This window comes from Trichocoleus sp. ST-U2, from assembly GCF_039961875.1.
Classification (GTDB): Bacteria; Cyanobacteriota; Cyanobacteriia; order Cyanobacteriales; family FACHB-T130; genus FACHB-T130.
Window position 1 is genome coordinate 1 of record NZ_JAMPJY010000034.1, and the last position, 12,687, is coordinate 12,687.

Genomic DNA, 12,687 nt, shown 5'->3' on the forward strand with positions numbered 1-12,687 from the left:
TTATGAACTTCGGCTCAGTCAAAGGTAAGATGAGTAAAACTTATGACCGGCAGCTAGCAATCGCCTAATTTTAGACCCCATATTACCCCAGCGACGACTTTTGCAAGAGGTCTATTGAAAAGAATGATTTTGTGCAGAACTCATGCCGATAGATGCAGCTCACTGGCTTAGTTTACTAAGCCCAACTTTCTCACTCTCACTTTCGAGCAAAACCATTCCTGTCTTAGCGACAGCAACACAAGAAGCAGAAAAAAGTCCAGTGGTCTTAGCGGCAGTGTTACTGACTTTAGTCATCATTTACTTCGCTAGCAAAATGGGGGCGGAGATATCAAACTGGATGGGCTTCCCGCCTGTATTAGGCGAACTGGTCGGCGGTGTAGTGGTGGGTATCTCCGCCCTGCATCTGCTGGTATTTCCAGAAAGCGGGTCAGTCGCTTCTGATTCTGTCCTGATGTCCTTCTTGCAAGGCACTTCTGGCTTAAGTCTCGACACGATTGGTGAAGTATTTCAAACCCAGAGCGAAGTCATTTCCGTTTTAGCAGAACTGGGCGTAATCGTACTGCTATTTGAAATTGGTCTGGAATCGAACTTAAAGGAACTGATGGCAGTCGGTATCCAGGCAGTCGTCGTCGCAGTGGTGGGGGTAGTGGTGCCCTTTGCAGCTGGCACTGCGGGGCTGATGCTCTTTTTTGGCGTGCCAGCGGTTCCGGCGATTTTTGCGGGTGCGGCTTTGACTGCAACCAGTATTGGGATTACTTCCAAAGTTCTCTCAGAATTGGGGCGTCTCACTTCTAGAGAAGGTCAGATTATTCTGGGCGCTGCGGTTATAGACGATGTTCTGGGTATCATCGTTTTGGCAGTGGTAGCAAGTTTGGCAAAAACGGGTGAAGTAGATGTCAGCAACGTCATTTATCTGATCGTCAGCGCCAGTAGTTTTCTACTAGGTGCGATTCTGCTAGGTAAGGTTTTTAACAAATCCTTTGTAGCGATCGCCGATCAGCTCAAGACGCGCGGCGGGCTAGTCATACCGGCTTTCATCTTCGCATTCTTGATGGCCTATGTGGGAGCCGCTATTCACCTAGAAGCCATTTTGGGAGCTTTTGCAGCTGGCTTAGTCTTAGACGAAACGGATAAGCGTAAAGAACTGGAAAAGCAGGTAGTGCCTATTGCCGATCTGCTGGTGCCGATTTTCTTTGTAACGGTTGGGGCTAAAACTGACCTAGGAGTTCTTAATCCAGCGGTTCCCAGTAACCGGGAAGGGTTGTTCATGGCTATGTTCCTGATTGTCGTGGCAATTCTCGGAAAGGTTGTTACGGGTCTAGTTGTATTTGGTCAACCTCAGATCAACCGATTAGCGATTGGCGTCGGGATGATTCCACGAGGCGAAGTCGGGTTGGTCTTTGCCGGTGTTGGTTCTGCCAGCGGTGCTTTGTCTGAAGCCACAGAAGCCGCGATTATTATGATGGTCATCTTGACAACTTTTTTAGCACCTCCCTTATTACGGTTTGTGTTTCAAGAGCCTGCATCGGTTCCTGCTAAGGAAAGCGATTAGTTATTAATTCATGTGTGGGTAGTGGGTAGTGGTGGTATACAATCAACACCGACTACCTACTCCGTAGTACCTACTGACAAAAAACTAACAGCAAACGGTTTTTGTGAAACTTAAGTCACTTTATCTACGTCCCTTGGGGTTGGTTATCGGATTTAATCGGATTTAAAAGGTTTCTCTCGCTTTGAGAAAAGTGTTGGCTCGCGTGGCTTGGGAATAGGCAGCATCAAGACGTTATCATTGCCAAGCCCTGAGAACAAAAATCTCTGATGAGAAACTCCATACACCAGGCATCTTCCCGATGGTAATTGGCTTTTTCCAGCGAAAAAAGTCATGCCTAGTCGATTATTCTGCATTGCGACCAAAGTCGTGATATTGTTCAACCCAGTCTAAAATCGTTTACTTTGTTTACCGCAATGCACCGGATGTGAACCGAAAACATCCGAAACAGGTCTACAGCGTACAGGCCGATTATTACGGTCTTTGCCTTTTTCAGGAGCAACGATAGTGAGATTTTACTGGCTATTACCCAGTTTTTTGAGCATTTTTCTCGTTTCACTTCCCGCGAATGCGGCAAGACTGGTGTATTGGCGTTTTGATGCCAATCAGAACCGACTAGACTTTAGGACGGATGATGGAGTTCAACCGCGAGCGCAACTGCTTGCCAACCCGACCCGTGTGGTAATCGATCTGCCCGGTACCAGCTTGGGGCGCTCAACGGTGACTCAGCAGTTGGCTGGATCGCTGCGTTCTCTGCGAGTAGGACAGTTTGAAGGTAATACTACTCGGATGGTGATTGAATTAGACCCTGGTTACACCCTCGATCCAGAAAAAGTGCTAGTTCGAGGAGCTTCCCCCAGCCAGTGGTCGGTGCAATTACCAAAGCCCGAACGAGTAGCACAGGTGTCAAATCCTTCACCCAGAGATCTAGCACCCAGAGATCTAGATTTGGGAAATTCTCCGCCGCCCCCTTTGCAACCGCTTCCCAATCAAGCTCCTAGAAATCCTTCGCCGCCTCCAGTGCTGAGTCGCCCACCGATTCGTCAGACACCTCCAAACGTAACGGTTGGGTCGCTTGCTCAAATCGAAGATGTGCAGGTAACGCGGGATGGGTTTTTCCTAAAGACGAATGGGGGTCGCCCGCAGATTATTAAGGTGAACCGGAGTAGTGATCGCAAAAACATTACTTTTGACCTGCGAGGAGCGACCCTTTCCCGCAGTCTTACATCGCCTTCTTCGACGGTGAATCGCTATGGCGTCAGTCGCATCTTATTGTCCCAAGTTGATACTTCACCCTCAATCGTTCGCGTCACGATGAACGTGAGGAGAGAAAGCCCGGACTGGCTGGCAAGTGTTAGCGATTTTGGCGGTATTGTCATCTTGCCGAAGGGTACGAGTGCTGGCGACATTGAAAGTCCACCACTAGCTGGAAATCAACCCTCTCCCATTTCGGGGGGGTCTAGACCGCCTTCAACTGCACCCAGCCAACCCGTCCCCACCAACCGTCCGAATAATCAGTTAGCAACAATTCAATCGGTTGAACTCGCTTCTTCCGGAACCCAGTTATTAATTCGGGCGGATGCGTCTGTCAGATACACCGGCAGATGGGATGCAAGAGAGGGAGTTTATCGAATTACGATTCCTTCCGCTGAACTAGCTGACCGAGTTAGGGGACCTCAACTGGATGCCACCACTTCAGTGCGGCGGGTGCGTTTGCAGCAGCAAGACTCGCGGACTGTCGTTATTCTGGTGCAACCAGCCTCAGGGGTACAGGTTGGAGAACTCAATCAGGTGAGCGACCAACTTTTAGCACTGCAACTGCAACGAAGTCGCCTTGGCTCGGTTGTTCCTCCTACAGGCCCTATTCGGGTTCCGCCCACGGGTTCTGTTAACGTGCCGCCGCCTCAGAATAACAATCCGCCTTCGCGACCCCGCCCCCGTGTTGGACGATTGGTTGTGGTTGTAGATGCCGGACATGGAGGCAAAGACCCTGGAGCCATCGGTTATAGAGGTTTGCGAGAGGTCGATGTAATTTTGCCGATTGCACAGCAGGTAGCGGCATTGCTAGAGCAACAGGGCATCCAGGCGGTGATGACGCGAAAGGATGACTATTTTGTAGACTTGCAACCACGAGTAACGATGGCTGAGCGAGCCAATGCCGATTTATTCGTCAGTATCCACGCCAATTCAATTGGTGGGCGTCCTGATGTGCAGGGGCTGGAGACTTACTATTACTCTAGTGGTGGGCGTTTAGCGCAAACCATTCACAATAGTATTTTGCAGAACGTTGATATCCGAGATCGAGGAGTGCGGCAGGCGAGATTTTATGTACTGAGGAAGAGTTCGATGCCCGCTGTTTTAGTGGAGGTTGGTTTTGTGTCCAGCCCACAAGAGGCTGTGAAGTTGGCTTCGCCAAATTACCAGAGCCAGATGGCAAGAGCGATCGCTCGCGGTATTCTACAGTACATTCAACAAAGTCTCTAAATGCCGGTTTGTGGGGAGTGGTTGATTAATGATGAATAAGGAACAAAAAACAAATGAGGCTCTTCAACGAGCCAGAATTGGGATTTTTGATAGCGGAGTCGGCGGGCTGACGGTATTGAGGGAACTCTACCGGCAGCTGCCATCCGAATCGATTCTTTACTTTGGCGATACGGCTCGACTGCCCTACGGCACTCGCTCTCAGGCAGAAATTTTGCACTTTGTGCGCGAAATTCTCATCTGGATGATGCAGCAGGGCGTCAAAATGGCGATCATGGCGTGCAACACCAGTTCTGCCCTCGCTTTAGAGGCAGTGCGGTCTGAGTTTCCTCTCCCGATTTTGGGAGTTATCTTGCCTGGTGCCCGCGCGGCTGTTGAGCTAGGCAACCGGATTGGAGTCATTGCTACCCCAGCCACTGCCGCTAGCAACGCTTATCGTCGCGCGATTTTAGAAGTTGACGCCACTGCCCAAGTTTGGCAAGTCGGTTGCCCAGAGTTTGTGCCGGTGATTGAGCAAAACCGCATCCATGAGCCTTACACCCTAGAAGTGGCGCGGGAGTACTTGGCACCGTTACTGCACCATCGTATTGACACGCTTGTTTATGGCTGTACCCACTATCCCCACTTAGCACCCGTCCTGAGGAAAATTCTGCCCCGGTCGGTGAAGCTATGCGATCCGGCAGTTCATGTAGTGGCTGCGGCTGCACAAGAGCTGGATTTACTAGGACTGAGAAACACCCGCCCGCCTCTAGCAACTCGATTTGCCGTGAGCGGTTGTCCCGAACAGTTTGCACAACTGTCAGTACAGTGGCTGGGGTGTACGCCTGCGGTAGAAAAAGTTTATTTACCGACAGTGCTACATCGGCAATTACCGCTAGAGCTAAGCGAGTAGCAGTCAATTGAAGAATGGGTTCTTCAATCCAAAATTCTAGATTTGACTGCTAATCGCGGATCGATGAGGTGAGCGTGCTGCAAACGGCTAATACTTCTGTCGCGATCGCTAGGGTATGGACTTCGTCCTACCCGCACCTTTCACAGTTCGCTGCGCCAGCATCAACAGCAGGTAAACCGTTAACAAATAACCAGTGGCTAAAAATGGGATAATCAGAGGCATATCATTATACGTCATGGTATCGCACAATCACAAGTAGCGGAATGTAAATTTTTATACAAGTTCTTTTCCCAAGACAATGTCCCAAGTCAAGACTTGAGTCAATGCTTGAGAATATGTCTGCCCATAGGAATTCTGGAGGTCGCTGTCGCCCCAAAAATTCTTGATTTAACTAAAACCCCAGAAAATTAATAAAAATAATCTGAGATTTTTTCGGCAATCCCGTAGATAGCAAGCTAATCTACAGTGCCTATTGAAAGTCCTTTATTTTCGGATGGCTAGTTTTCCTAGAGCCTTAACGCTAGAAAAAGATGCAGGAAGCCGGAAATGCTACCGCCTACCAAAAATCTGCCATCCTTTACCAATTCATTACAAACACGTAAGTGTTTTCTGTAATTTTTTGGCTCAGTAACTCTATTAAGCTTTTCAAATCCTTACATATTAGAGTAACACAAGATCCCCAAGGGTTAGGAGGGATTTTTTTAGATACTTTACAAGTCGATACAATTTCAAAAAAAGGCTGCGGGGGCATCTTCTAAGGAACAAAACTTCCCTGTAGGGGAGCATTAGCTTAAAATAAATGACAGGAATGTAAAATTTCGTAACTATTAAGCCAGAGTCAGCTGATCCATGACCTCAGTGACCTCCCTCTTTGCCCCTGTTGAATCAGACCTACGTGTTCTGACGGAGAATTTGAAAAAGCTGGTTGGTGCCCGTCACCCCATCCTGTATGCGGCGGCAGAACACTTATTTGGGGCAGGAGGAAAGCGCGTTAGACCCGCTATCGTCCTGCTGATATCGCGGGCAACCATGCTGGATCAAGACATTACCCCACGTCACCGGCGTCTCGCAGAAATTACGGAAATGATTCACACCGCTAGTCTGGTACACGACGATGTGGTGGATGAATCCGAGGTAAGACGCGGTATTGCCACGGTTCATAGCCGGTTTGGCAATCGCATCGCTGTGTTGGCGGGAGACTTTTTATTTGCCCAATCTTCTTGGTATTTGGCAAATTTGAATAATTTAGAAGTAGTGAAACTGCTCTCAGAAGTGATTATGGATATGGCAGAAGGAGAAATTCAGCAAGGGCTGAATCGCTTTGATGCCAGTATGTCCCTCGAAGCTTACTTAGAGAAGAGTTACTACAAAACTGCCTCGTTGATGGCTAACAGTGCGAAGGCGGCTGGACTACTCAGTGATGTCTCGGAGGAGGCGGCAGAAAATTTGTATCGCTACGGACGTCATCTCGGCTTGGCTTTCCAGATTGTGGATGATATTTTTGACTTCACGGGTTCGACAGAAGCTTTAGGTAAGCCAGCCGGATCGGATCTAAAAAGTGGCAATCTAACAGCACCCGTGTTATTTGCCTTAGAAGAAAAACCTTACCTGGAGGCGCTCATTGAGCGGGAATTTACAGAGCAGGGGGATTTAGAAGCAGCGATCGCCTTGATTGAAGAAAGTCAGGGCATTGAGCGATCGCGCGAATTAGCTGCCCATCATGCCCAACTCGCCGTTCAACAATTAGCAGATTTACCGCACTCGGAGTGCCGTCAAGCGCTAATTGACATGGCTGAGTACGTGTTGAGTCGGCTTTACTAAGGAGTGTGGATTTATTAACCCCCAATTTCTTTTGTAGGGGCATGACTGTAGGGGCTTTTTCTGGGTATGCCCCTACAGAACGCGAACGAGCGTAAGTTCTTTAATCGACATTCCTAAGAATGAATCAAAATCCAATAAGCCATTAGCAAATTTTACACTTGGCGAGTCTCGCCACCAGAGAAGAACACACCAAATCCCAGCGACCCAATCCAGTCTCTTCTAATCCTCCAGCCGGAAGATGACCCGATGGGGCAGAATTTCCGGAGAAAGTGAGATCCGAGTAATTTAACCAATTGCCTTTGACACGCCAACCCACTTGGTCGCCAAAACGACACCAAGTGGCATAGTCAAAGTTAGGTTTTCCGCCAATCTTTTCCCAAATGCGCTTCTGGACACTAAAGCCAAAGCGTCCGTCGCTGTAATTTACCCAGAGTCGATCGATCGTACTGAGGTGTTGGCAGGGAAACTTTTGAAAATCTTCAACTCTCAGCCAGCCTTCTGGTTCTCGATGGGAAATTTTCAGCAGGAGCATTCGTGTTTCCCGATCTGCTTCCTTCCAGTTCCGGGCAGTCAGGAAATCCCGCAGTTTGCTGTAATTTATCCCCAATGCCCTGAGATGAGCGGAAGAGGAAGCCATCGTGGGTATCGTGACATTGACATCAGAAGGTCTAGTAAGTTTAGAGTGCAAGGCTTCCAGCACCTCGGAAGCTGATTTATAGCGATCCTTCGGTAAAGGCTGAAGCAGTTTATCCAAGATTTGCCCTAACTCTTGACTAATGGTTGTGCCAGATGGCAGACACTCTCGCCACATCCAGCGACACTCTAGCGGTTCATAAAGACCATCAGAACCACCTAATGTAGGAAGAGATTGGGTGAGCAGACAAACGCAAGTGACTCCTAAACTGTAGAGATCGCTAGCGGGGTAGGCATGACCGTGCATTTGTTCCATCGGCGTATATCCTACCGTACCGACCGTTGTCCCCACTTGCCCCATCGTCGTCTCTGTTACCAGTTTGGAGACGCCAAAATCAATTAGGACTAACCTGCCGTTTCGGTGACGACGCATAATATTCTCTAGCTTGATATCCCGGTGAATCACCCCACGTTCGTGAATAAATTTGAGAATTGGCAGTAACTCAGCCAAAAGCTGTCTAATCTTTTGTTCGCTAAAAGCTCCCTGAGTAGCCAATTCTTGACGTAAAGTGAGTCCCGCAATCAACTCTTGCACCAGATACAGGCGCTTATCTTCTTCAAAGTAAGCAAGCAGTCTGGGAATGTGGGGATGTTCTCCCAGTTGAAACAACCGCACGCCTTCCTGGTTAAACATTGCCGTTGCTTTTTCCAGCGCCTTCGGATTGGCTTGAATCTCTGAGGATGGTAAAAATTGCTTCACCACGCAGGGCGTATTCATACAGTCAGTATCTGCTGCCTGATAGGTTCTGCCAAATCCGCCACCACCAATCGGTTTGAGGATACGGTAGCGATTTCTCAGTAATAAATGGGAGCCACAATTTTGGCAAAATTTATAATTGTCAGGATTTAGGCGATCGCGGCAATTGGGATTTGGACAGTAGATCATACCCAGGCAGGATTCAGCAGGTTGAGTCTATCGTAGTTCTTCCCAGAAGGGAGGCAAAGGGGAAGTGGCTGCGACAACTGGCGGCTATTCTTTGGGAAATGTCTTGCCGACTTCTCTCACGTCGTCTCTGTATTCGGCGATCGTTCGATTGGTATCAGCGTCGTAGCGCAGTCGCACATTGCCCACTTCCAGAACGGCTGCCATCCCCGTACCCGTGATAGTTGCTACAGGCGGGATTCCCCTGCCTACAAAGGTAGCGATCCAGATTTCGGCATTTGCGCCGGAAATACTGACTTGCAACGGATCGCCCGCAGTTACTACTGCCCCATTTGGGTGCAGCACCCAGCCTTTGAGGTAGCTGTCACTACCGCCGCGTAGCAAAAAAGTTGACAACCCGCCTTCCATTCCAACCGTTGCAGTGACGCCACCATCACCTTTCTCATTTCCGAGGTTGAGTTGCCAGGTGTAGGTATGCGCCTCCTCATCCCGAATTCGATCGAGCGTTGCCAGTACAGCAGTATTATCAGTTTCAGAAAACTTGACCAGGAGGTGGCGCTTGGCGCTGCTTAAGCCCAAACTGGCGTATTTCTCCCCACCGTCGATGATGACGTAACCGCCATCTGGGTTGGAATTGAAAAATTCATGCCTTCCCGTTGTACCGCGATCGCGCTGTGCTTTTCCGTCCACCAAGAGGGTGCTAAAAGTGGCAGGGTTGCCAGAAATTTTGGCAGGCCCTCCGATGAAATGATGGTTGTAAGCGAGTAAGCCAAGTTGGAAGGCTTCTGACTGATCCCAAGCATTCTGGTGGCGATCGCTATCTGCCATCACCGACACGAGGATATCGTTCTCATCTTGCCAGCGATCGCGGAAAAAGTAAGCGCCTCTTTTTTCATCCCCCACAGACGAGGGAAACACACCTGTTGGATTAAAGGAAGGGGCGCTTTCTGGGTAATAGATTAGCGACCAGATCGTTGCGCCCCTCTGTTTGTCAAATTTCTCGGCTGGGGTGCCTGGGGCATCTATTCCCATGTGCCGATCGTAAAAGTAGCGGTAGAAGGGCAATAAGCGTGGGGGAACCGATCCGAGGAGGAGACTCGTCCAGCCTTCGTCACCGATGCCTGCACCGGATACGCCAGATTGAAGAAAGTAGCGATCGCCCGATTCATGCATCATAAATGCACCGGCGTACATGACCAATTTCCAGAAATGTCGTGCGGCAAAATCGGCGTCAAGCTCAGCATCCCCAACACTCCGGAGGGCATAAACCGCTGGAACTAAAAAAATCCCTGCATAATTGTCATAACCAATCCCTTCCTGACTTAAACCCAACTGACCGTAAGCGTTGAGTAGGTGAGTTTTCAGCCACCCCTTGAGCTGACTGTATCGCTTGGCGCGGTTGCCTTCCTCGTACACAGCCAACATCATCACGAGTTCCCCGCCTCGACAGACTGCTACCCAGTTAGAAGCCATTGCTGGATTAGTGAGGTTGGGGTGGCGGAAATTCTCCCAAGTATCGAGGGCGATGTTAATTTTGTTTTTAATGTAATCTCGCTGCTGTGGAGTCCAACCGCGATACGCCCAATCATAGGCGATCGCAAAATTTTGCCCCACCGTCGCCCTAGATAGCCCATATTGCGCTTCCGGCAGGCGGTTATCTGGGTCTGGATCTCGGTGGATGAGATGGAGGGCTTGGTAGGCAATATATGCATACTTATTTTCATTTGTCAATAAGTACAGCAGCGCTGCTTCCCGTGCCAGATAGGAACGGGCATAGTTCCAGTTACCGTCATTCGGGTTGCCATCATAAATGCGCCAGTTGTTCTGGGTTACTCGCGCTTTCAGGGCATCGAATGCTTGCTGATGATGCGATCGCGGCACCCGAATTGCCGATCGGATTTGTTCGATCCGTCTTTGAGTTAGAAATAAACGCGGGTGTGCTTCGTCAGCTAGTACCTTGAAGGGCGCTAGAACTATCAGCAGACCGATTAAGATACGGCTTTTCAATTCTTGCGTCCTCTGCGGTTTAAATTTTGTCTATCGCTATCTTCTTTGATTTGTCAGAGATTTTTTTAACGAACCGCCAAGGACGCAAAGGACGCGAAGCAAGAGAGGAAGAGAGCAAGAGAATCACAACTGATTGAAGATTGATTTTGGCATCGGTTAAGCGGGATGGAAATAATCGTAGATTTCCTGGGCTAACTTAGGGCCAACACCAGGAGCCTCAGTTAGCTGCTTTGGAGTCGCTTCGCGGATATAATCAATGGAACGAAAATGCGCCAAGAGTTGTTTCTGTCGCTGAAAGCCCAATCCTGGAATTTCATCTAAACGCGATCGCCTCAACTTATCGCTGCGCTGCTGACGGTGGAAACTGACTGCAAATCGGTGCGCCTCATCCCGCAGTCGTCGCAACAATTGCACCCCTGGTTGTTCTGCATCCGTCTGTAACGGTGAAGACTCACCCGGTGAGAAAATCTCCTCTCGCTGCTTGGCAAGACTAACAACTCGCAAGTCTTCCATTAAATTCATTTCTTGCAGTACGGCGACAACTGACGAGAGCTGACCTTTCCCGCCGTCAATCATTACTAAATCGGGCCAATCGGGATTCCCAACTCGCTGCATTTGCGGATCTTCCGCATACTTGCGGAAACGCCGCTGGATAACTTCCGCAAGACTGGCAAAGTCGTCCGAGTGACCGGCAGTAACGGTGGGATTCTTAATTTTATAGTGGCGATAGTGCTGCTTTGCGGGTATAGCGTCAATGAAGACTACCTGAGACGCGACAGCATTCGCTCCCTGAATGTGGGAGATATCGTAGCCTTCAATCCGGTGGGGTAAGTCGGGTAGATCAACAATGGCAGCTAAATCTTCCATTGCTTGGGTATTGCGATCGCCTAATCGTTGCATCCGCGCTAGTTCATACTGGGCGTTGCGCTCTACCATCTCAATCAATTCTGCCTTGGTTTGTCGCTGGGGAGCAAGTAGCGTTACTTTTCGCCCTTTTCGCTCCGTTAAAAATTCTGTGAGCATTTCCCCTTCTGGCAACTCGTGCTGCACCAGAATTTCTATCGGGATTTCTACGGACTCTGCATTTGCGTAATGTTCCTCTAACACCCGCTGCAAGATGGCTCCCGGCGTACCTGATTGCGCTTCTGCCACAAAGCCTAAACGACCAACCAGTTTTCCCGCACGCATCTGGAACAATTGGATGCAGGCGTGTTGGGCATCAGCAGCCAGAGCGATCGCATCCCGCGAAACGGTATCATCTGGCAAAGACACTTTTTGATCTGCACTCAAAGACCTTAACCCGGCAATTTGGTCGCGCATCCGCGCTGCTACCTCAAAGTTTAGCTCTTCGGCTGCCTTTTCCATATTCGCCGTTAAAATATCAATCAGTTCTCCGGCTCGTCCTTGGAAAACCATCGCGATTTTTTGGATTGTTTTGCGATATTCTTCTGGTGAAATCAACTTTTGACAGACGCCTGGACACCGCCCTAAATCGTAGTTCAGGCAAGGACGATCTTTAAATAAAGGTTGCGGACGCTGGCGGATTGGGAAGAGCCGTTTTGCGATTCGTAACGTGGTTCGCAACAAACCTGCATCCACAAAAGGGCCATAATACTTATCTTTTTCTTTTCCCAGACGCCTGTTCCGAGTAATGAAAATGCGAGGATATTCTTCCGACCACGTAACCAGAACGTAAGGATACTTCTTATCATCTTTGAGCAGCACGTTGAAGTAGGGTTGATGCTGCTTAACTAGATTGGCTTCTAGCGCAAGTGCTTCGGCTTCGGTGTCGGTGACGATGAATTCAATCTCTGCGATTTGCCGCACCATCATCATAATGCGATCGCTCAATTTTTGGGAGTCGCGGAAATAAGAGCGAACTCGCGATCGCAATTTTTTCGACTTGCCAATGTAGAGGATGCGATCGCTAACATCCTTCATAAAATAGACCCCTGGTTCTGGCGGAATCTCTTTCAGACGGCTTTCCAGGCGTTCTGGCTCTTTGAGGAGCGGCAGGATTTTTGTAGATGCGATCGCTCCTTCAGCCGATAGATAACCAGCTTGAGTTGTGGCGGGAAATAATTCGTTCCCATTTCTTAGGGTTTGCGGATCTGTCATCCTAATACACTCCTAGACAGCAGCAATTGTTAATTTTTAAGTCGCGCCCTTGAACAAACAGTAACGGATTTTCTATCTGGTAAAATTTCGTAGCCACCATTTTTATTTAATTCTAAATATCAGTGCAAATTCGTAATTAACGTTTTTTACTAACTTCACAACTCAGTAAAAATTCGCATTAGTTTTAATTTTTAAATGCGAGATCTCTTTCCGGAAATCAGTTAAGCTTTGTTGAAGTCATTA

At 48.9% G+C, this 12,687-nt stretch carries 7 protein-coding genes; 4 read left to right on the forward strand and 3 right to left on the reverse strand.

Annotation, left to right across the window (positions count from 1 at the left end):
* The first annotated feature begins 142 nt into the window (after positions 1 to 142).
* The 4 genes from NC996_RS20000 to sds all read left to right on the forward strand — a co-directional run bounded on the left by NC996_RS20000 (position 143) and on the right by sds (position 6,743).
* On the forward strand, positions 143 to 1,552 hold the full coding sequence (locus NC996_RS20000) for a cation:proton antiporter (protein ID WP_190537062.1): 1,410 nt from the start codon (positions 143 to 145) through the stop codon (positions 1,550 to 1,552).
* A 504-nt stretch (positions 1,553 to 2,056) separates the two neighbouring features.
* Positions 2,057 to 4,033 (forward strand): N-acetylmuramoyl-L-alanine amidase, encoded by a 1,977-nt coding sequence (locus tag NC996_RS20005; RefSeq protein ID WP_190414917.1) that lies wholly within the window; start codon positions 2,057 to 2,059, stop codon positions 4,031 to 4,033.
* Between the two features lie 28 nt (positions 4,034 to 4,061).
* The gene (murI, locus tag NC996_RS20010) at positions 4,062 to 4,922 is read left to right on the forward strand and encodes a glutamate racemase (RefSeq protein WP_190414918.1); all 861 of its coding nucleotides are present in this window, start codon (positions 4,062 to 4,064) and stop codon (positions 4,920 to 4,922) included.
* A gap of 849 nt (positions 4,923 to 5,771) precedes the next feature.
* Entirely contained in the window at positions 5,772 to 6,743 is a 972-nt protein-coding gene (sds, locus tag NC996_RS20015; RefSeq protein ID WP_190682141.1) for a solanesyl diphosphate synthase, read from the forward strand.
* A gap of 142 nt (positions 6,744 to 6,885) precedes the next feature.
* On the opposite strand, the gene NC996_RS20020 is transcribed toward sds, so the two are convergent.
* The 3 genes from NC996_RS20020 to uvrC all read right to left on the reverse strand — a co-directional run bounded on the left by NC996_RS20020 (position 6,886) and on the right by uvrC (position 12,444).
* Positions 6,886 to 8,322 carry a serine/threonine-protein kinase gene (locus tag NC996_RS20020; protein ID WP_190682143.1) on the reverse strand — a complete coding sequence of 479 codons (1,437 nt, stop codon included), beginning with the start codon at positions 8,320 to 8,322 and terminating at the stop codon, positions 6,886 to 6,888.
* 84 nt (positions 8,323 to 8,406) lie between these two features.
* The gene (locus tag NC996_RS20025; protein WP_190682146.1) at positions 8,407 to 10,326 is read right to left on the reverse strand and encodes a hypothetical protein; all 1,920 of its coding nucleotides are present in this window, start codon (positions 10,324 to 10,326) and stop codon (positions 8,407 to 8,409) included.
* 156 nt (positions 10,327 to 10,482) lie between these two features.
* Positions 10,483 to 12,444 carry an excinuclease ABC subunit UvrC gene (gene uvrC / locus NC996_RS20030; protein WP_190426571.1) on the reverse strand — a complete coding sequence of 654 codons (1,962 nt, stop codon included), beginning with the start codon at positions 12,442 to 12,444 and terminating at the stop codon, positions 10,483 to 10,485.
* Between the last annotated feature and the right edge of the window lie 243 nt (positions 12,445 to 12,687).